Source organism: Desulfovibrio sp. 1188_IL3213, from assembly GCF_036763145.1.
Lineage (GTDB): Bacteria > Desulfobacterota > Desulfovibrionia > Desulfovibrionales > Desulfovibrionaceae > Desulfovibrio.
In genome coordinates this window covers 1-19,963 of sequence record NZ_JBAIYR010000002.1, presented here as the reverse complement: position 1 = coordinate 19,963, position 19,963 = coordinate 1, and the positions used below count along the sequence as shown (strand labels likewise).

Sequence of the window (19,963 nt, the reverse complement as noted above, 5' to 3'; positions counted from 1 at the left end):
CCAAAGTGCATGCGTTTAGCAAAATCTAAGGGGCTTCATAAATGATTGATATGTGGTTCAAAAATGACCTGCGTGACATTTATGCAAGCCATTCTGTGGCGGTATTTATCGATGAGTCCGGCGATGCTAAGTTTTTGCTGAAGGTTATCGAGGATGAATATGCCGTCCACCAAGCAAATTCAGAGCTGGAAGAGCTGCATACAAAGTACCTTATTGAGAAAGCACAGCCTAGCCAACAGCGCTTTCTCGTTTATACCCGTTCAAAAAAGGACGATCTCAAGTTCATCCGTGAGTATTGCGAGACCTGCGGATGCCTGGAGATCCGTTACCTCCAGAACTATATCAAAGACAAGGTCCATCAGACCCTAAACCTGAATATCAACCTTCCCAAGGAAGAGCTGATTGCGGCTGCCAAAGTCAGTGTCGGCAAAGACCGCACCTACTGGATGGATCTTAGCCACAAAGGCGCGACTGAAATCTTTGATTTAAACAAAGAGCTGCTGCCGTTTGTGCATGATCCTGACACCTATTCGAAAGAGAAGTACGACGCACAGCTTCGCGAAACTTTTTACAGAGAAGTCAATGAACTGCTTGGGCGGGATTACTTGAGCAAGCCCGCCTCTACGCTGGCCAGTGAGGTGGTAAAAGCCATGCTTGATGGCTTGACGGCCGGTTGTTGCAACAAGATACTTGAGTCGGTCTATACGGGCTGGCTTGACTCTGTCTCTTTCCAGGGATCATTTAACAGATACCTTGGCAGTTATGTGCTTAGCCCGGACCTGGCTATCTGGAATGTCAGTATTAACCACCCATTCCGGCAGGTGGATGAACGGTGGCTGACTGAAATCGGCAAAAAAATTTCCGATAAAGCATACATATCAACAACGTTAGCTAAATTGCGCCAGCGGAATCAAAGCAGACAGGCACAAGCTCTTGGCATTTGCTTTTGGAGTGATGTGATCACTCTGCTGGAATTTGATCCGAAGGATATTGCCTACCTGAGCTCATTCAGAGAGTGTGTTGAATTTTACAAAAAATATTTTTGCAGACTTGATACCGCAATCCGGAACCTCTACGCGGAGTTCCTCAATAAGAAAGAGCTCTTGGAGCCATTTCAGGAGCTATACAAGGAGCACGTCTCGGTCTTCCTCGATAAATGGTTCAAGCACTGGAGTGGCTACAAAGAAACGCAGACCGGGACCCTGCAGCGGATTATCAATGATGCTGGGTGGTTGAAAACAGCTGTTATTGTCGGAGATGGTGTCGCCTATGAAATAGCGGAATTGGTTGCTGCAAGGGTTAAAGGAACAGCCAACCTCAAGAAGGATTCAATCCTTGCTGATATCCCTTCAGAAACCGAAAACAATATGAGCCGCATCTATATGGCCAATGGAGTGACTGAAGCGGTCCAGAGTAACCGTGAGAAATATCTGGCCGCACAGAACCCTGATGTCAATATCGATTTTATTAGGTTGGATGAAGTTACCGAAGAGGCCCGCCCCGGCCAGGTTCTAATTTGCACCTATAAAGACATCGATGACATGGGTGAGAAACTTCAGCAAAAGGCGCTGAAGTATTTCCCGGAGACCATCGATTTCTTTGCTGAAAAGATCACACTTCTTTTGGCCAGTGGTTATGCCAAGGTATATTTGGTAACTGATCACGGTTTCGTACTGACAGGATTACTGAGTAACGCGGATAAGATTTCTCTTTCACTAAAGGGTGATTGTGACAAGGCAGAACGATATGTCCGCACAGAAACAAAGCAAACTGATCTGACGCTTGGCCTGATCGAGGTAGAAAAGAGCTACAAGCAATTCGACTACCTGTATTTTGCAAAGAACATCAGTCCATTCAAGACTCCGGGGTTGTACGGCTTCTCCCATGGTGGTGTATCACCCCAGGAGCTGGTGACACCGTACTTCTGCTGGGAGAGGTCCGGAGCATCAGCTGCTTCACTGTCTGTATCAATTGAAAACAAAGTGGACCTGAAAGATGTCACTGGCGATCTGTTTTTAATCAAGATTCAGGGCGACAAGGGTGCTGGAGATTTATTCTCCATGGACCGGAGGGTCTACCTGGTATTTTTTGCTAACAAGGAGCAAGTGAATAAAAGCGATGTGTTTAACATTCAACGGAATGAGCGGGTAACCAAAGAATATACGTTTGATGGCCATTCGGAACTCGAAATCCACCTTCTGGATGCTGCCACCAAGCAGCAACTCGACCGGGCCGTTGTTACACAAAATAATGACAGAGATTTAGGCGGGCTTCTCTAATGATAAGGAACTGATTATGGCAGTATTGAATGACTTGGACATAAAACTTCTGGAGCACTTCCGAGGGTACGTGGTCAAGAAGGATCTTGTCCGCTCCGTGAAGGTTGGGGCAAATGTGCCGGTATTTGTTCTTGAATACCTGATTGCCAACTCGTGCTCCACGGATGATGAAGAAAAAATACGCACCGGCATGGAGAACGTTAAAAAGGTTCTCAGTGAGCACTATGTGAATCCCGAAGAGAGTTCTCTGATTCATTCAAAGATTCGTGAAAAAGGCCGGTATAAGATCATCGACAAGATTTCCGTCGAGTTGGATTCTAAAAAGGATATTTACTGGGCAAAACTTCAGAACAGTAACATTAAAAACGGAAACATCAGCGATGTCTTGGTAAAGCAGCATGAAAAAATGCTGATGGGCGGCATCTGGGCGATTATTGATGTGGAGTATGATCCTAACATAAAAATAGGTCAGAATATTTTCCCGTTTGTAATTACCGAGATTAAGCCGATCCAGCTATCCAGCTTTGACAACAGCAAGATCATTAATAAGCGCAAGGAATTCACCAAAAGCGAATGGCTCGACATCCTGTTACGAAGCTGCGGCTATGAGCCAAGTGCGGAAGGCGTCTCTAATCGTATCAAAATGCTCCTGCTGTCCCGATTGCTCCCAATGGTTGAGTCAAACTTCAACTTCATTGAGCTGGGGCCACGATCAACAGGTAAATCCTTTGTCTTTAAAGAACTTACGCCCTACGCCGTTTTGATTTCAGGTGGTCAGGGAACAGTTGCCAAATTATTTGTCCATGGCTCAACCGGCAAAGTCGGTGCAGTGGGGCAATGGGATGCCATCTGCTTTGATGAAGCCACTGACAAGATATTCAAAGATAGAGATGCCGTTCCTCTCATGAAGGACTACATGGAATCAGGATCTTTCTCCCGGGCCGGTGCCGGTGGTGAGATCACGGGTGTCGCTTCCATCATCCTGAATGGAAATATCAATCAGCCGGTTGAGACGGTTCTGCAAACCTCGCACCTGTTCAGTCCGCTATCCGAGGAGGTTAACAGCGACACCGCCTTCCTCGATCGTATCCATTTTTACCTGCCCGGCTGGGAAATGATCAAGTTTTCCCCTAAACACTTCACCTCCAGCTTTGGATTCAGCACCGACTACTTTTCCGAGGCTCTTAAGTCGTTGAGACGGGTCACCTATACCGATGCGATTGAAAAACATTACTCCCTTGGAGCTCACCTGAAACAGCGTGATACCAAGCCGGTTAAAAAGACGGTTTCCGGGCTGATTAAGCTTATGCATCCGGATGGTGAATACACCAAGGAAGACATCAAAGAGTATGTCGAAATCGCGCTGGAAATGCGTCGCCGTGTAAAAGAGCAGCTCAAGCGTATCGGTGGTATGGAATTCTGGGATACCAACTTTTCTTACATCGATAAGGAAACTCAGGAAGAGAATTTTGTCGGTCTCCCCGAAGAAAAAGGATCACATCTTATCGAGAGTACTCCGCTGTCGCCGGGGATCTGTTACACCAGCACAAGTGATGGTGAAAACGTTGCTCTTGTAAGAATTGAAAGCGTCGCTGTTGCAGGATCTGGAAAGTTGAATATAACTGGGGTCAACAACACGGCGGTGAAGGAAAATATTAAAAATACCTATCAGTACATCAAGGCCAATGAAAAAACGATCCTGAGTGATAAACACTCGCTTAAGAATTTTGATATCACAATACAGGTTACCAACCTTCTGGGGGCTGCGATTTCATCTGGAATAGGTTCAGCCGTTTACATCGCCATCGTATCGGCTCTCTATAAAAAGAACCTTAAGGCTGGTCTTGCTGTCCTCGGAAATATATCAGTCGGTGGTGCCATCGAACGGGCGATCAATTTTGCGGACAAGGTCACCATGCTCTCCGAAAACGGGGCAAAGAGCGTTATTGTCCCGATGGACAATCTGAATGAGTTGTCAAATGTGCCACCCACTGTCCTTGGAAACACGGACGTACCGTTCTACCAGAGCAACCAAATGCTGATGCAGAAGGCAATACTGTTAGATTAGTCACGATGAGCCCCCCCTCCCCCGGCAAAGCCGGGGGTATGTGTGACTTTTTCCCCTGACCAGAGCAGTGGCTCGAAAAGGAGCTGAAACGGGATTACCGCATCATTACCGCAGAGAAGCGCCTTGAGCAGGTCGCTCAGGATTTTGTCCAATTGATTGCACCTGATCATTTACCATGTGAACAAATTCAAGAATCTGCTTGAGCGATTCGCCGGACTGAACAGAAAGCTTTGCAGCTTCTTCAATCTATACTCCGGCCTGTTCCACATTGTGGATATTCTTACGCGTACCTTCCTGAATACCTGTGATGGCCTTACCCACTTCCTGGGTAGCCGTCATGGTCTTTTCAGCAAGTTTGCGCACTTCATCGGCAACATGGCAACAATGAATTTGCCAATAAACACTCGCATATTAATGGCATTGAAAGCTTTTTTGCTTTCGCCAAGACGCGCATTGTGCGCTTTAGAGGATTGGCAAAACACACTTTTTACTTTCATTTGAAAGAATGCGAATTCCGGTTTAACCACAGAAACGAGGACCTTTACAAACTCGTCCTCAAAATGCTCAGGGAAATGCCTCTCAGCTAGGCATGACCCTAAATATATATTGCTACTTAATGCAAGAAGCGAACTATAAACCACAGTCAGGGCAACAGCGCACGACAGGGCATTTAGCTATTTAACTTAATGATTTAAGCATATTACCAAACAAATCTAGATCAAAACGCTAGAGATCTCAGCGATGACAACTGAAGGGGATAGTCTTGATAGGGGGTGAAATGCCTTTATCGAACTCTCTCACCCCCGAGAAATCCGGGGCTTTATAAGTCAAAATCTGCAGCGTATCACAGTGCATAACTTTTTAATCTGCTGGCATACTAGACGGTTAGAGCCGCAAGGTGTTGCCCTGGTGTCTATTAACACCTTGAGACTTTTTTTGCGTTGCGGATCAGGAGGAGCCCTTGGCAAAACATGGGACATCGAATATTTTTACTGCAGACCAATGCTGCCAGTTTACCAGCTTTGCCTTTACACACGCCTGCTGGACAATGGAATCCGCATCTCCATGGACGGCTGGGACCATTGGCTGAACAACGTGCTTTCGTTTCCAGACGGTCTGTCGGAACGCATTACAATAAGTTCTGTCTCAAAAGGCCACATCATGTCGACAAGCGACCCACATGGAACGGATAAGAGTGCGGAAGAGCCCATTCCGCAGACCAGCCTTGACGTTTTGTTATGGAAGCTGGATCTTCTTGAAACTATCATCAATGAGCTGCCTAACCCGGTGTTCGCCAAAAACAGCGATACCCGGTTCTGTTTTTTTAATAAGGCATACGAATCATTTTTTTCCGTCCGGCGGGAAGAGCTGCTGAATCGTACTGTGCTGGAGCTCGACTACTTGAGTCCGGAAGAGCGGTGGCAATATCAAAAAGAAGATGCGGAAGCCATCCGGAGCGGTGGCGAGGTACATTACGAAACCTCCTATAAAACAGGCCGGGGCCAATGTTCCTCCCTGTACTGGGCAAAAGGCTTTGTCACGCCCGGGTTTAAGCAAAAAGGTCTCGTGGGCGTCATTGTCGACATATCGTCACAGAAACGCCTGGAACAGGAACTGGCGCGCCGCGTGAAGGAATTGGAAGAGGTCCGCAGGGAACTTCGCCAGCTGAGCCTGACGGATGAACTGACGACACTGCCGAACCGCCGTTTGTTCGAAATGCGTCTTCAGGAAGAGGTGCTCATTGCTAACCGTCACAATGTGACGATCAGCCTGTTCATGGTGGATATCGACAACTTTAAGAACATCAATGATCGCTTCGGCCATGACGCGGGCGACGCCATCCTGCGTGATTTCGCCAAGGTTTTGCGCCGCACATGCCGTGAGTCTGACCCTGTCACGCGTTTCGGCGGTGATGAATTTATCGGTTTATTGCCGTTGGCGTGCCTCCATGATGTGCGAACTCTGGCAGAACGCATCCGCAAAACGGTTAAGGACTCCTGTGTGCTGCCTGATGGAAGGCGGCTGACGGTGAGTATCGGGATTGCAGAATTTCAGTGCGGCGAGAGCGGTGAACAGTTCAAAAAGAGAGTGGACGCAGCTTTGTACCGGGCCAAGAAGAACGGCCGCGATCAGGTGTCCGAATGATGCAAGTATCGAAAAACTGAAGAAAGACGCAACAGTTGTGCGGATTGTGCGAGTACTGTGCGAGTAATACGGTTTGAAGGACCGAGAATCTCGGCCTCTCTGCGCCGTCGCACGGCGCACACGTCGCACAGTGACTTTTTTGTTATCTGCAATCGTAGTTATTTTTTTGATACTTCAAATGTGTTTTTTTGCGCATAAAAAAAAACGGAGAAAAATCCCTCACCCCGCGGCTCTGGCAATGATGGTCGCAAAGCGTTATCCCTGTTTCAGGCGCCTATGTATGGTTGGCCTGCAATTACAATAATTATTCAGATAAATTCACTCACGCAATAAAGCGTAGTGTCAGATTGCCGATAAGAGAATAATAACAACGCATCCATTCCGGCATGGAGAACAAAATATGTTCAAAGAGTGCAGCATCAAGTGGAAAGTCCTTGGCGTAGCCCTGATCGGTCCGCTGGTTATTGCTGTTATCATGGCCTGGGAAAGGCTGGACGACATCCACCGTGGCGCTGAAGACGCCATTCTGGAAAAAAGCCGTACCATCGTGCTTATGGCTGAGGCCACTCGCAATGAGATGGCGCGCAAGCTTGAGCTGGGTATAATGAAGCCTTTTGACCAGCTGCCAGCCGACAAGGTTCTTGATGCTGTTCCTGTGGTCACGGCCATGCGCATGGCTGCCCAGAATTCAAAGGAAGCTGGCTACGAATTCAGGGTCCCAAAGGTGCAGCCGCGCAACCCTGTAAACACTCCCACAGAACTTGAACTCAAGGTGTTGAAGCAGCTTGAGGATAAGGGGCTGTCGGAAGTAGTTATTCGCGAACCAGACAAAATCCGCTTTTTCCGTCCCATCCGGCTCACCAAGGAATGCCTTTTCTGCCACGGCAACCCCGCCGGGGAAAAGGACGCCATTGGCGGCACCAAGGAAGGCTGGAAAGAAGGCGAAATTCACGGTGCATTTGAAGTTATCAGCTCGCTGGAAAAGGCCAACAAGCAAACGTCTATGGCCAAAATCAGCGTCACAGCGTGGACGGCTGGCACACTTGCCCTGCTGGCTGCTATTGCATGGATGCTGCTGCGCAGCGGCATAATCAATCCGCTTGATCGTATCAGAAAATTTGCTGGCACTGTTGCGCAGGGCAATCTCAACGCCCGTCCTGACGGAGAATTCCACGCAGAGCTTGCCGATGTGAAGGATGCCATTGAAACCATGGTGGGCAACCTCAAGATCAAGATGGACGAGGCAGACGCCCGTGGCAAGGAAGCAGCAGAACAGGCAGTGCGCGCTGAAAATGCTCTTGTAGTAGCCAACCAGCAGAGAGAACGCGTTTCAACCCTTTTGACCCATATGCAGACGGTGGCCCGTCAAGCCATAACGATTGCGCAACAGGTTTCGCAATCGGCAGAGGCCCTTGCCACGCAGGTTGAACAGGCCACCTCTGGCGCGCGGCAGCAGCAAACCCGGTCTTCTGAAACTGCCACGGCCATGGAAGAAATGAACGCAACTGTTCTTGAAGTTGCGCGCAGCTCCACCAGTTCGGCTGCCAGCGTTGATCAGGCCCGCACTATGGCCGCCCGGGGTGAGCAGGTGGTTATTGAAGCCGTTAATGCCATTCGCGCTGTACACGCCCAAACCAGCGAACTGCAGGGTGCCATCTCAAACCTTGGCAGCCAGGCCGAGGGAATCAGCCGCATCATGAACGTTATTTCAGACATAGCAGACCAGACCAACCTGCTTGCGCTCAATGCCGCCATTGAAGCGGCCCGCGCTGGCGATGCCGGACGGGGCTTTGCCGTTGTTGCCGACGAAGTGCGCAAACTGGCAGAAAAAACCATGCAGGCCACTAACGAAGTAGGCTCGGCCATCCAGTCCATTCAGCAGGGTACGCAAGCCAGTCTGCAGGGCATGGAAAAGGCAGCTCAGGCCGTTGAGCAGGCAACATCGCTTGCGCACCAGTCCGGTGAGGCTCTCAAGCAGATCGTGGTTCTTACTGAAGACAATTCAGATCAGGTTCGCTCTATTGCCACCGCCGCCGAGCAGCAGTCTGCCACCAGCGAAGAAATCAACCGCGCGGTTGACGATGTGAGCCGCATCGCCACCGAGACCGTTAACGGCATGGCTCAGGCGGGCACTGCTGTTACGCGCCTCGCCGAGCTTGTACATGATCTCGAGGGCCTCATCGATAAACTTGAAGCCGCAGGCAAGGGCCAAAACAAGTAACAAGAGCTTTTCAACAACCTGCCCCAACCACCAGTTCAAATAAGGGGCTCGGTCTCGCAAGATGAGATCATAGCGGCAATGTGCCGCTTGAACTGGCGGCCAAGAAAATGCCTTGGGTTTAAGACACCCTATGAGATTTTTTTGGAGGACGCCAACACCCAAGGAATGGGTGTTGCACTTTGAACTTGAAACCGCGAAGTCAAAAAAACAGGTGTGCGTGCTGTGCGAGCTGTGCGGCGTCTCTATGGCCGAGTTTTCAGGCATTATAGAGACGCCGCTGTAGTCTTTGACGCACACGACGCACAGAATTTATAAGCTAAGACTTGAGCTGTCACTTTTTGACACCTCATCCCAACGCGCAGGAATAAAAGCAATTCCACGCTTATTCTTTCCTCCAATGCTATGTGTCTCCCTCACCTTCCCTGATGCATCACAAACCACCCAGCCTTTGGCTTTTAATACTCCTGACAGAGATTTGCGGTTCACGCCCCTTGCTATTTCATCAACTCTAGGAGTCAGCATAATAAATAGCTCTTCCCCACCATCTTTTATGCGGTAGCCCCACATGTTAGGTTGACTTAAATTGTTATCCACGAGACTTGCATGCCGATCCCATCGTACATACTGAGACTGATTGAGAGCAAAATGATCCTGAATGCGTTTAAGCACCTTGGCCATTTCCAAGTCGCCAGAACCACCACGTTGCTCCAACCAAATCTTGAACCATCGCTGGGCGGATGCATAGGCTTCTCCTTTACTAAAGGGAAGGATGCCCCACTCAATTGCTGCTTCACCTGCACTAGCAATGAGTCCAAACTTACGGGCGACCCGCCTAACTTGCCCAGAAGCATCAGAGGATACGTTTAACGAAACGAATTCATCTATTTTTTTAAGCAAGCTCTCTTGGTTCTGCTCACTTCCTTCACAATACTTGGCTATAAATGCTCTTAAAGCCGTTCCGTAACTATTACTACACGCATCTGCAAGGGCGACACTTAATGATGCCGGATCAGCATTCTCATGCAGATTAGCAAACATGTTCTCACCTGTGCCTCCGTCGATTGGCAAATCAATAATTCTCACTGCCTGTCCTGCCATGGCGCGCTGCTTGCCTGACTCTTCAATTTTGTCATTGATTGTAAGCTCGCCCGTGGAAAGAAAATTTAATCTCCAGGTCAAGGGATCACGTAGTGAGGCATCAGCACGCATACGAGATCTTCCTTGGCCATTGGGAAGCATATAAGCCACTTGACTTACGACTTCTGCCGTTGCCTGACCGACCTCATCAAGAACTAACAGGTTGTCATTATGCATGGCCGCCGTGTGTTCAAGAGCATTGTGAGTACTACGCCACTGGCGCAAATACCCACGATTTCCACCCCCACCGCACACGCTACCTGCAACAAGGGCTAGCGTTGTTTTACCGGTCGACGATGCCCCATAGATATGCAGCCCCCCACCTTCCATGTCACATGGACGAAGGAGCGGTCCCGTCAAGGCATAACTGGTTGCTAACACTAACAAAGAATTGCCCGCGCATAGCTTACCTATGCGCTCCTGCCATAATTGTAGATCCCCACTAATGTTGTGCAGAGTATCTGTGGTTTCAGCGAGATAGATTTTTTCGGATAAAGATGCTCCGAACTGCTCGTCTGGCAAAACGTATGTGGCCTCATGCCAGCCGACCTTGTCTAGCTGTAGATATATGGTATCCTCTGGGGCACCGTATTGGATGTACTCCATAAGAAGACTATTCGCCTTGGGGTACATGGCAATTTCGAGCCCATGGTCCGATAAGATGGAGCGGACTAATTCACCACGTCCCGTGCAGTCTCTCATGTTAATCGGCAACTGCTTTCTTTGCCCGTCAGGAGCCGTAAATTCGACAAGTCTTGCCCACCCAACACCGCTAGAATTTCTCATCTTTCCCAGTATCTTGAGCGGACTACAAATATATATACCATCATTTTCTTGGCCATCATTTGGCGTATAGAACACGCCGGTATCTCTAAGCTGAAATGATGTTGCAACAATTTCGCGGTTGGCTTTTTTTTTGAAAAACATATCCCCAGGAGAGCGAACATTGCATTTCCTATTACACTGATACACTTCCTGAATGTACTCACAGGTAATTTTTCGATCTGCACATTTTGCTTGAGCAATTTTATTTTCCGTTTCCTGATAAGAATATCCAGGGTAACCCAGACTGAATTCATGAATAATAGGGCGGGCCACATTCCCCAAGGATATAAAAACGCCTACCATTCTGAACCATTCTGGCTCAGAGAGTGTGTCCTGATTTTCCCAACAATGCTCAATAAAGGAACATTCCAAAATGGCATTAATGGCTTCCTTTGATTGCTTGCCTTGGCGCAGAAGAGTTTCGATAGCCATTGCCGCATCATACCAGTAACTCATGTCTGTTATGTTGGGCGCGGCAGTATCTATCGAGGTATTTCGTGGCTGACAAGTAAGTAAGATCAGCTCATCTTTAGGTAAGTTCATTAATTCTTCATACGAAATTTCAACTTTATACTTCCCATCTGGCCGAAGGATGTTGGGCGCACGCAGTAGTTTGCCTTTCCCTCCACTATACAGTTGTGTATCAAGGCATCCCCCATCGATACTCGCGAGAGGTATTTTAAACGTCCGTGTAAGCATAACTTTTTGAATCTGTGGTAGATATGGGTGTCCATCCTCCCCTCCATAAATTGCAGCTGGGATTTCAAGGTGCATGCCTTTTCCCCCGCTAAGAAAATATCGCAGAGATCGAGGATTAACTTTGTACCGAGTTTCCAGATAAAATACGATGTCTTGTACAATCGAGATAGACCGCTTTGGGTTCTCTTTGCAATCGATATCCATCCAAAGAGAGCCGTAGCGAGTTGGCTCCGGCTTACCTTTTTCAGGCTCATAATCAAAGCTCATGGTGCTGAAGGCCGAATAGCCTTCCTCAATAGCCTTTGCCTTGGCCTCTGCTGTGTCAGAAATAAAAATCCATGGCCTGCCTTTGTCTGGGTTGCCCGCGTAAATACATTTAGGATTATCCATGATAAAACCTCCGCCTTACAAACAGTAGATTATCGATTAAAAAGGATCGATTATGTTTGTTTAGGCATATAATAGTAGCGCTCATAAAAACCATAGGCCGCAGGCGTAGCTGCGGCCTATGCTGGTTGTTATTACAAGGACTACTCATTCACTGTATTTTCAATCAGCTCCTATGAAGACCATATTGTCGTAGCCACTGAACAAATGTCTCACGCTCATAGCCAATCTTTTTACCCACACGGACACGTACTTCTGGGCCTTCGCCCTTATAGTCAATATTGTTCAATGTTTTTGCGGAAAGCAGTCCTCCCAGATGTTTGGCTGCTTCCTCACGGGTAAAGACTGGCGGCAGTGCTGATTTTAAATTGGTAAAAAATATGTCTGTTGTAATCATCGGGCACCTCAAGTGTTAAGATCATGGTTTTGTACAAACGGACTTACACATACTATGGTCATAAATAATCTCTAACGATAATTATCATTCCGAACAGTCAAACGCATGAGTACTTGCCGCAACGATATGGGGGAATGAATTAGGTGAGCTTCTTAACTAAAAAGGCCTGTATATTTTTCAGGGCAGAAATATTGTCCAAGCAATGAAAAAATATGAATAATGTAGTCTAAGCATAAAAAAGTCGTCTACAGACCTGCTGTAGACGACTTTTTATAAATTCAGTTGAACTTTTGGCCCGTTTTATAAAACTACTTAAATAATGGATGCATCAAACACATCCGCGGTTTATTGGGCACAGAAAGTTGAGTTAAAATATTGTGCTGCTCCAAGAGATCCAAAGCAGGGAAAATTTTGTCAACAGTGCGGACCCCAGAATTTTGGGCAATATCCCTCGACGTAAATGCATGATGTCGATGCCTCCTAACCCATTCAAGGATTTTTTTTGCATCATCGACGGCCTGAAATCCTACTGGAGAAAGTGCATACTCTGCCTGTGGCAGCATTGCCCTGGCTATCTGAATTCCAGCTTGCATAGTTCGCTGTGATATATCGCATTTTTCTGGTTCATCAACTCGCCAAGCATGTATTATGCCGGCGATTCTGGCGGCAGTTCCGGCTAATTTATCAGCAAAAAACTTCAGACTATCATGGCACGAATTGAGATAATTGTTAGATCGTAGCTCATTCTGAAAACTCTCAATCTCTTGTCGCGCTGGGGGAGTTAGCTGAATTCTAAAAATCTCTCGGTTGGACTCTTGAGTATAATTTCTCTCCAGCATTGATGTCAGTTTGCGAAAATATACTGCAGCTGCCTCTGTATTAAGAGTTTCCGGAGTTGCACATGGTGCCCCGGTGGGTGAGACAAAATAAGGTAAAAACCGTGCAGGCAACCCCGAAGACATTAGCTTGGGATTTTTATACAACTCTGCTGCCACGCCAGGCTGTAAGAACACGAGAATGTTTAAAAAAGCGTTTGGAACGCTTACAATGCCACCAGGAACAGTTCCATCGTAAAAATCTTCCATCCCGTAGCTTTTCAGAAAAATTTTGGGGTCAAACTTCGAGTCTTTCATCTGCTTAATCAGGGTCGTTCCCTCTGGCTGAATAATTGCTTGTCCCCCACCAGCCCCTGCCATTAAACGCATCAGCTTTTTTTCAGTGAATCCATCGGCTAAAAACGTCGGAGAGTCTGAGTGAGTATTCGTCTGATTTGAAATCACAGCTAATTTTTCTGAGGCCTCACGTGCCCCCTTAAAAAATAATTCAAGGTCGATCCCAGTTTCATCCTTTTGGGCGTCTTTCAGGGCACTTCTAAGTAGCGCCGATTTTGCGATGCGATTCGCTTGCTTTATGATTTCGCTATGCTGTTGTGACGAGGCTTTCTTGGCCAGATACTTCGACATGAGTTTTTCTTGAAATTTTTCAAGCGGTGCATTCATGAATCTATGCACGAGGCTTTTATTTTGTCCAGGACTAGCAATCATCAGCTGATACAGAATTACTGCCTCGAACCATTCTGGGCGTATTAAGACACAATACCTTCCACGCATTGCAGAATTTATATAGCCAAGCATTGCAACTAATACGCATTTTTCGCTCCATCCAGACACTATTGAAAAGTGTTGTGCAACATTTTTCAAGCTTGATGGTATTGCTTCCCAGGCAATATCCTGTAAATGTACAGGATTCTGCTGCATTTGCATCATAGGACGCTGCGCCAGAGCATTGTATTGGAGGTTTAATTGAGTTTGATCATAATTGTCCTTGACTACTGTTTGAAATCTTTTGTAGCCGTCATGAAAACCGCAAACAGCATTCATATAAGCGGTGTACTGAGAGACTTGATCAATATATGGAGTGCCCACTAGTGACGGATTATTGTACGGGACGATCTGATTTGAGTACATTATGAAACCCTCCTCCTGCTGCGGCAGCCCCGCAGCAGGAAATTAATATTTATTGGTGTGTAATCTATTGCGCATCCACACGTTGATTTTGCATTTCCATTACATGATTGCCTTGTGAAGCAATCTCAATTGGCCTAGGTGTCATTGGCAACTGATCTGGCCCCATGAGGTTGTACTTTGATATGACAACCTTATTTTCAACAATTTCTGCTTTTACAAAATCATCTTCTGATGCTTGCGAAAAAGCATTCTTAAGCTGTTCTTGAACAGAATCTGGGAAAGACCCAAGCTTGAGGATTTCGTAGCAAGGTTGCCAATCACCTGCCTGTACTTCCCCTGAGTTGTATGCTTCCAGGAGGTGCGCTTTCAATTGCGTACGATTCAAGTTTAGCTTGATCATCACCTCCAGAGTTGGTTGGTTTTTTTTCACCAGTTCCAAAAACTGCTTGTGCTCTTGTGCGAACTCATTTTTTGACTTTCTTTTTGCCATGATTTTGCCTCTCTTATTGAAGTGGTTTTATCCTTTTTCCAACATGTAGCTCTTCACATCTTCCCAAGCATATCGCACTGAACGACCAATTTTGCTGTAGGTAATTCCACGGCATTTATGACGGTCTTGGCGAAGTTTGCTTAGGCTTAAATTTGTTTCTTTGGCCACTTGCGTCTCGGTGAGCCAATGGGAATGGTAAATTTCGTTGCTCATTGATTTCCTCCAAATAAAAAATGGGCCCTGAGTTTCCTCAAGGCCATACAAGCATCTGTGTGGCAAAAAGAGAAAGAAATTAGAATTAAATCGAAATTTCTTATTCAGTGCTGGAGTTGCCCCCATTTATACCGCCGCTCTAACTAGGGAGGAGGTGCTGGAACTATGGCTGGAACTAGTACTAAAACAAGCTCAACGGTGGAGACCTGAAAAAGGCCACACGGGTAAGGCTTCCACGCTACAAAGAAATCAGCATTGGTGCTCTGACGGGTTTGAAATTGCCTGCGACAACGGTGAGCGGGTCACTGGATACTTGCGACCGGGAAGTGATTGCCTATTCCGCCACTACTGGCGGGTACAGTGCTGACATGGCGGAAAGCGTCATGCTGGCACGCGTTGAAAAACGGCTTGGAGATGTCAAAACATTGCGGCCATTTGAATGGCTCTCCGACAACGGATCCTGCTACACGGCAAGAGAAAGAATAACTTTTGCCGCCGCGCTGGGCATCGTTAGCAAGTTTACTCCAGTTCGCAGCCCCCAAAGCAACGGCATGGCTGAAGCTCTCGTCAAAACATTCAAACGGGATTACGTCTTCTGCAACGACAGATCGGATGCCGAAACAGATGGCGCAGCTTCTCGGTTGGTTTGAAGACTATAATGAAAATGCCCCACATAAGGCCCTGCGGATGCTCTCACCTCGTGAGTTTATCCGTTCATTGCAAAACTTGGAGTGTCCGGTTTAGCAGGGACAACTCCAAGTGCTATTTTGCAGAAATAGGGATCACCCTTGCTTTATCTATACATTTCTGTGCATTTTGGTATACAAAATTAACTTTTCGTGTACAACTATCAAAGTGTTCACATTTTCCATTCTTAGAAGTTAGAGAATGCTTTTTATCTTTATCAATAAAATTCAAACAGTTATTGTAAATATCATCACACGGTGCTAGGATTTTTTGTCCATCTCTATTTTCATTATGAAAGTTTTTTAATAATTTCAGTTCTAATAGTTTTATTAAAAGAGAAGCACCTTTTATTTTCCCCGAAGCGCATTCGTGTGAATTGTAAAAGCTTGGGCTGTCGGGAGACTTGCCCATGCCTGCCCAGTAAAATGCATGTTCTCCTAGATGGTTATAATCCCAGCTCCATAATCCAACAGCCCTGCTAATATCTGACGACTTCGGAATATATTCTGTGCCCTCAGGGAGATAGCCTCTAACTAAACGCTCGACTTCTTCTAGAGAAAGGCTGATTTTAGCTCCAATGCATTTGAGAACATGCCTTCTTGCAGAGATGTGAAGAGCAATTTCATCTTGAATTTTTGAAAAATCAAAGCCTTCATCAAGTAAATTCAGCGATAATGTCAGATTTCCGCAACCATCGACAATTTCAGACTGATGTGGCGATATGCCAACTTTAAATTTGCTGCAGTCTTGCTTTATTAATAGAACGTCGGAGTTAATATACACAGAGTTTTCATTTCTATTCAATCCGTTAAGGATATAATCCATTGGGATAGGACATATCAACTTGTGTGCGTTGTATCCATATTTGTAAGATGCTTGGTATAAAGTGCGTATACAATATTTCCCTCGCTCACTATCTCCAATATTATCCATTATTTCATTATATTTACTCTTATTATTACTGCAATTCGGAAAATTCGCATTCAAAATGCACACATAAATTACATGAGAAAGTATATCTTTTTTATCATCACATTCAATTTTATCAACAAGTCGCTCAAAAATAAATTCTGATGCATTAAAAATATCACGACACAAAATTTTGTTTTTTGATAAAAGGTGTCTTTTTAAATATTCATAATGCCAGAATTGGAGTCTTACGTTGTTTAGCGCTCTTGTATTAAGCCTTGCTTGTTTTTTGTCCACAGGATTTCTTCCTTAAAATAATGTTCTCAGCAACCAGCGCAGCTCTTTAAACGCTTCATCCGCAAGGTGTGCGTTGCGTTGAGTCATTTGAGGGCTTCCATGAGTTAGCATCTTTGTAATGTGTACAAATCTACCTGTCTACTTGAAGCCAGAAATGAAGCATATGCGTGGCGTAATCCATGCAAGCGGGAAAATCTTCGGGTAAGTCTGCATTTTTTTGACCCGAGCTGCAATCCGGCAAAATCAGATCGTTTGTTACCATTTTTCCTGGAAAATATAGGGAATATCAGTACGTTCAATTTCAGTGCGGATTTTTTGTGCCACCTGTCCTCGGTATACGCTCTTTTTTACCTTTCTTAGATGCGTCTCCGCGTAAAGTGATGAAGCCCATTTCAAAGTCAATGTCGCTCCAATGAAGGTTAAGTAAGGCACATTTCTGCATACCAGTGGACAATGCGAACCTCAGGAAAGCTGCTGCGTTTTGGTCCTCCTCTTTGTCTAACGTTTCAAGGTATCTCTTAAGCTGATCTGCCGTCAGATGCGCGTCATACTTACCAGCTCTGCCAAAGGTACTCACCGGACAGAGCATCTAGTGCTACTTTCGCCATGAACTCCGCTGAATAATTCCGTCTCGTTAACATTGAAAACAATCCTCTGACCAGCCCCGTTTTTTTGTGCCAGGTTAAATGTTAGTGGTAGATTTTTTGTGGTTCTGCTTCTGCCGCCTGTATGGCTGAAAATTCTGGCGGAGGCGAGATTGGTCCCATTTCTCCTCTTTGGGGAGGGGTAAAAACTGTCAATGGTGCAGGAGGTCTACCGTTAAGGGAGCGATGCGGCCTACGGTGGTTGTAGTGCTGGCGCCAGTTTTCGATAACTACTTCGGCTTCCTGTAACGTCGTAAACACCTCGCCGTCTAGCAGCTTGTCCCGAAGCTTGCCGTTAAAACTTTCGCAGTAACCATTTTCCCAGGGGCTGCCCGGTTCAATGTACTGCGTCTGCACAGACAGATTTGCCAACCATTCTTTTAAAGCTGACGCTACGAATTCTGGACCGTAGTCCGAGCGAATGTTATCTGGTCTGCCATGCGTCAGAAACAACTCTGCCAGAACGTGCATTACTTGCTCTGCACGAATTGTGCGGGCCACATGTAGCGCCAAAAATCACAATCCGTCGTAATGATTTCATTAGAGGACTATTCTGGACTCATGGAAACCGCACACCTATTGAGATCACCAGCTAATGCCCAGAGATTACGTGATTCTTTAGCGAGTTGTTCTTCTGTGGAGCAGCATGACTTGGTGGATTGAGCATGGCTTGGGATGCCTACTGTTACTGGCCGCAGGTGGACAGGAAAAAGCTGAAGCGCAGTAACGAGCTTATCCGCGATGCGATGCGCTCACCATCGGACGGGCTGGGGAAGCCAGAAGCGTTACGCTTTGACTTAACAGGATGCTGGTCACGGCGTATCGACCATGAGCATCGGCTGGTTTACAAGGTAGATTCAGAAAGGAACACGCTGATAATCGTGCAGTGCCGGTATCACTACTAAGCGCATTTTGGGGCACGGTTCTGGTCCTAAAAACTTGACTAGGGTGTGCCACAAAGTTATACACAAAGTGCGAGTGAGAAAAATTATTCTTCAAAAATAGCAGACGCTTACTGCATGCTTTGTTTTGTACGTGCCAAATCCCGCCCTCGGCACCAGTGATTACTCTCATAAAGCCCCGTAAAGCTCTAAAAGCCTTACGGGGCTTAACTTTTATCTTCTGCAATACTCTCGAATAATCTTGCAACCTCTTTTGACATACCCCTGCTGTGGGGGTATATTTGGGGGTAGCAAGGCAGAAAAACGAACACGGCCTTTCGTGATACCCCCAGTGCGCGAAAGCCTTGTTCCAGCCTATCTTACTCGTGACTGGGTGAACACCGGGAACTACCGTTTCCGCATGTCTGTGACAGCAGGCCGGACCACCCTGGACAAGGAAGCCTTGCAAGAAGAGTTGACGGAAGTATTTCACTTTGAAGGCTTGGCAGACATTGATGTGGACGCCCTGTTGACTCGCTGTGAGCTCACTGGCGAGCCTTTCGAGCGCTTGTCTGTTTTGCCAATTAAATGAATCCAAAGGAGAATTGCAGTGAAATGTTGATATGGCCTTGTGTCTGACCAAGCAGATACAGAGAAATTGACGGCGTTTTTGAGACAACTTGCAGTGTGCGCCTTCTGTGGTGATTGCGGTTGACTGTTCAGGCTGGGTAACGTCGTGCAGTGTGCAGGACACGAAGGATCTGCACTTCGGATTTAACAACCCGGTATGCAATAAAATACGAAAAATCAGTCAGTACAAGCTCACGAGTACCTGCGACCCTGCCAGCCCTTCCCCGCGAAGAAAGCACGGCAAGACTTTGCCCAGCATTCCATATGCATTGGGCTACTTCCTTTGCGGCATCCAAATCCTTTTCAGACAGATATCCCGCTATAGCGTGCAAATCCTCCAAAGCAAGGGCGAGCCAACGCACAGACCTAGTCTGCATGGACACCCCAACGGGTAAAGGCTTCCTTCACCTCTTGGTCAGAAGCAAATTTTCCCGCATCCGCCTGACGAACACCTTCCTGAATGGCCTCGACCTGCCAGGACTGTTCGGCAACATACTGCCTCACCGCTTCCGCTACCAGCCAAGAGCGAGAGCGTGAAGTAGCTGCGGCAAGCTTTTCAAGTCGCGCCTGCGTATCCGTATCCAATCTAGCTGTAACTGTGGACATGGGGACCTCCTGTGTCTTTATTGTGTACATTCAAATTAAACGTGTCAAGCAGACACATTGGAGGAAAGATGCACACAACACCAACTTCCGAACTCGATTGCCTCCAGTCCGCCGATCTTGACGCAGGACTGGTTTTTAGCGGCAAGCCCTCGGGCACCTTGGTCAGGGGTTACGCTACTCCATCGGCCTATACTCCAGCTACTGATCTTGGCTATATATTCCACGAATCCAGCCGTGATATGGTGGTCTGGTTTCTCAGTTTGCGGGAACCGCTCTATGTCTTTGGTCCCAGTGGATGGGTAATCATCCCCTTTTTAGTAGCTCTCCAAAGTAGAGCCTATGCCGCCAGCTTATGTTTCATAGCTGGAGTGATGCCGCCAATGCCCATGTTTGGTCGCTCATTGTTATATGTCCACAGCCAGGCCGTAGCAAATCCCTGTATTTCTTCCAGGGATTCAAAGATATACTGATTCAGCCAATC

General features: G+C 46.8%; 17 protein-coding genes and 4 pseudogenes. 10 read left to right on the top strand and 11 right to left on the bottom strand.

Translation table 11 applies throughout. From position 1 onward, the window contains the following. Positions 1-41 precede the first annotated feature (41 nt). From V6C16_RS00325 to V6C16_RS14890, 6 genes and pseudogenes are all read left to right on the top strand, one after another. Positions 42-2,279 carry a hypothetical protein gene (locus V6C16_RS00325; RefSeq protein WP_333534973.1) on the top strand — a complete coding sequence of 746 codons (2,238 nt, stop codon included), beginning with the start codon at positions 42-44 and terminating at the stop codon, positions 2,277-2,279. 16 nt (positions 2,280-2,295) lie between these two features. Then, on the top strand, positions 2,296-4,347 hold the full coding sequence (gene brxL, locus V6C16_RS00320) for a protease Lon-related BREX system protein BrxL (RefSeq protein WP_333534974.1): 2,052 nt from the start codon (positions 2,296-2,298) through the stop codon (positions 4,345-4,347). A gap of 371 nt (positions 4,348-4,718) precedes the next feature. Continuing rightward, a pseudogene (locus V6C16_RS00315) lies at positions 4,719-4,934 on the top strand (IS1595 family transposase); the annotation flags it as partial. Positions 4,935-5,256: 322 nt separating this feature from the next. Further along, positions 5,257-6,492 (top strand): sensor domain-containing diguanylate cyclase, encoded by a 1,236-nt coding sequence (locus V6C16_RS00310; protein ID WP_333534976.1) that lies wholly within the window; start codon positions 5,257-5,259, stop codon positions 6,490-6,492. Positions 6,493-6,892: 400 nt separating this feature from the next. Next, positions 6,893-8,713 carry a methyl-accepting chemotaxis protein gene (locus V6C16_RS00305; RefSeq protein ID WP_333534977.1) on the top strand — a complete coding sequence of 607 codons (1,821 nt, stop codon included), beginning with the start codon at positions 6,893-6,895 and terminating at the stop codon, positions 8,711-8,713. 48 nt (positions 8,714-8,761) lie between these two features. Next, positions 8,762-8,896 (top strand): annotated as a pseudogene (locus tag V6C16_RS14890) (IS30 family transposase); the annotation flags it as partial. Between the two features lie 126 nt (positions 8,897-9,022). Here the strand turns inward: V6C16_RS14890 and V6C16_RS00300 are convergent. From V6C16_RS00300 to V6C16_RS00280, 5 genes are all read right to left on the bottom strand, one after another. Then, entirely contained in the window at positions 9,023-11,764 is a 2,742-nt protein-coding gene (locus V6C16_RS00300) for a DUF927 domain-containing protein (protein WP_333534978.1), read from the bottom strand. A gap of 163 nt (positions 11,765-11,927) precedes the next feature. Then, complete coding sequence (locus V6C16_RS00295; protein WP_209818451.1) at positions 11,928-12,158, bottom strand: hypothetical protein; 231 nt, start codon at positions 12,156-12,158, stop codon at positions 11,928-11,930. A gap of 308 nt (positions 12,159-12,466) precedes the next feature. Next, complete coding sequence (locus V6C16_RS00290; RefSeq protein WP_333534979.1) at positions 12,467-14,125, bottom strand: DUF3987 domain-containing protein; 1,659 nt, start codon at positions 14,123-14,125, stop codon at positions 12,467-12,469. A 64-nt stretch (positions 14,126-14,189) separates the two neighbouring features. Further along, positions 14,190-14,615 (bottom strand): hypothetical protein, encoded by a 426-nt coding sequence (locus V6C16_RS00285; RefSeq protein ID WP_333534980.1) that lies wholly within the window; start codon positions 14,613-14,615, stop codon positions 14,190-14,192. Positions 14,616-14,642: 27 nt separating this feature from the next. Beyond that, positions 14,643-14,828 carry a hypothetical protein gene (locus tag V6C16_RS00280; protein ID WP_333534981.1) on the bottom strand — a complete coding sequence of 62 codons (186 nt, stop codon included), beginning with the start codon at positions 14,826-14,828 and terminating at the stop codon, positions 14,643-14,645. Positions 14,829-15,045: 217 nt separating this feature from the next. Between V6C16_RS00280 and V6C16_RS00275 the strand changes: the two are divergent. Next, positions 15,046-15,572: pseudogene (locus tag V6C16_RS00275) on the top strand (DDE-type integrase/transposase/recombinase); the annotation flags it as partial. A gap of 18 nt (positions 15,573-15,590) precedes the next feature. Here the strand turns inward: V6C16_RS00275 and V6C16_RS00270 are convergent. The 3 genes and pseudogenes from V6C16_RS00270 to V6C16_RS00265 all read right to left on the bottom strand — a co-directional run. Next, on the bottom strand, positions 15,591-16,721 hold the full coding sequence (locus V6C16_RS00270; RefSeq protein ID WP_333534982.1) for a hypothetical protein: 1,131 nt from the start codon (positions 16,719-16,721) through the stop codon (positions 15,591-15,593). A 301-nt stretch (positions 16,722-17,022) separates the two neighbouring features. Further along, the gene (locus tag V6C16_RS14885) at positions 17,023-17,310 is read right to left on the bottom strand and encodes a tyrosine-type recombinase/integrase (protein ID WP_442886159.1); all 288 of its coding nucleotides are present in this window, start codon (positions 17,308-17,310) and stop codon (positions 17,023-17,025) included. A gap of 190 nt (positions 17,311-17,500) precedes the next feature. Further along, positions 17,501-17,878, bottom strand: a pseudogene (locus tag V6C16_RS00265) (integrase core domain-containing protein); the annotation flags it as partial. 18 nt (positions 17,879-17,896) lie between these two features. Here V6C16_RS00265 and V6C16_RS00260 point away from each other — a divergent pair. The 3 genes from V6C16_RS00260 to V6C16_RS00250 all read left to right on the top strand — a co-directional run bounded on the left by V6C16_RS00260 (position 17,897) and on the right by V6C16_RS00250 (position 18,838). Next, a complete protein-coding gene (locus V6C16_RS00260) occupies positions 17,897-18,028 on the top strand; it encodes a type II toxin-antitoxin system Phd/YefM family antitoxin (protein ID WP_333534983.1) in 132 nt (43 codons plus the stop codon). A gap of 2 nt (positions 18,029-18,030) precedes the next feature. Further along, positions 18,031-18,270, top strand: coding sequence for a Txe/YoeB family addiction module toxin (locus V6C16_RS00255; RefSeq protein ID WP_333534984.1), 240 nt, complete (start codon positions 18,031-18,033; stop codon positions 18,268-18,270). Positions 18,271-18,598: 328 nt separating this feature from the next. Then, complete coding sequence (locus V6C16_RS00250; RefSeq protein WP_333534985.1) at positions 18,599-18,838, top strand: hypothetical protein; 240 nt, start codon at positions 18,599-18,601, stop codon at positions 18,836-18,838. A 127-nt stretch (positions 18,839-18,965) separates the two neighbouring features. On the opposite strand, the gene V6C16_RS00245 is transcribed toward V6C16_RS00250, so the two are convergent. The 3 genes from V6C16_RS00245 to V6C16_RS00235 form a co-directional block, all read right to left on the bottom strand. Then, positions 18,966-19,253: a type II toxin-antitoxin system RelE/ParE family toxin gene (locus tag V6C16_RS00245; RefSeq protein WP_333534986.1), complete on the bottom strand. Its 288-nt coding sequence runs from the start codon at positions 19,251-19,253 to the stop codon at positions 18,966-18,968. Then, a complete protein-coding gene (locus tag V6C16_RS00240; protein ID WP_333534987.1) occupies positions 19,243-19,482 on the bottom strand; it encodes a CopG family ribbon-helix-helix protein in 240 nt (79 codons plus the stop codon). The genes V6C16_RS00245 and V6C16_RS00240 overlap by 11 nt, the downstream gene beginning before the upstream one ends. Positions 19,483-19,819: 337 nt before the next feature. Then, on the bottom strand, positions 19,820-19,963 hold a 144-nt coding region (locus V6C16_RS00235; protein WP_333542711.1), incomplete at its 5' end, for an integrase core domain-containing protein.

What these genes read in the sequence shown, in the direction of transcription:
- V6C16_RS00325 (WP_333534973.1), top strand. Translation starts at nt 42, where the DNA reads ATGATTGATATGTGGTTCAAAAATGACCTGCGTGACATTTATGCAAGC.
- brxL (WP_333534974.1), top strand. Translation starts at nt 2,296, where the DNA reads ATGGCAGTATTGAATGACTTGGACATAAAACTTCTGGAGCACTTCCGA.
- V6C16_RS00305 (WP_333534977.1), top strand. Translation starts at nt 6,893, where the DNA reads ATGTTCAAAGAGTGCAGCATCAAGTGGAAAGTCCTTGGCGTAGCCCTG.
- V6C16_RS00300 (WP_333534978.1), bottom strand. Translation starts at nt 11,764, where the DNA reads ATGGATAATCCTAAATGTATTTACGCGGGCAACCCAGACAAAGGCAGG.
- V6C16_RS00295 (WP_209818451.1), bottom strand. Translation starts at nt 12,158, where the DNA reads ATGATTACAACAGACATATTTTTTACCAATTTAAAATCAGCACTGCCG.
- V6C16_RS00290 (WP_333534979.1), bottom strand. Translation starts at nt 14,125, where the DNA reads ATGTACTCAAATCAGATCGTCCCGTACAATAATCCGTCACTAGTGGGC.
- V6C16_RS00285 (WP_333534980.1), bottom strand. Translation starts at nt 14,615, where the DNA reads ATGGCAAAAAGAAAGTCAAAAAATGAGTTCGCACAAGAGCACAAGCAG.
- V6C16_RS00280 (WP_333534981.1), bottom strand. Translation starts at nt 14,828, where the DNA reads ATGAGCAACGAAATTTACCATTCCCATTGGCTCACCGAGACGCAAGTG.
- V6C16_RS14885 (WP_442886159.1), bottom strand. Translation starts at nt 17,310, where the DNA reads ATGCTCTGTCCGGTGAGTACCTTTGGCAGAGCTGGTAAGTATGACGCG.
- V6C16_RS00260 (WP_333534983.1), top strand. Translation starts at nt 17,897, where the DNA reads ATGATTTCATTAGAGGACTATTCTGGACTCATGGAAACCGCACACCTA.
- V6C16_RS00255 (WP_333534984.1), top strand. Translation starts at nt 18,031, where the DNA reads ATGGCTTGGGATGCCTACTGTTACTGGCCGCAGGTGGACAGGAAAAAG.
- V6C16_RS00245 (WP_333534986.1), bottom strand. Translation starts at nt 19,253, where the DNA reads ATGCAGACTAGGTCTGTGCGTTGGCTCGCCCTTGCTTTGGAGGATTTG.
- V6C16_RS00240 (WP_333534987.1), bottom strand. Translation starts at nt 19,482, where the DNA reads ATGTCCACAGTTACAGCTAGATTGGATACGGATACGCAGGCGCGACTT.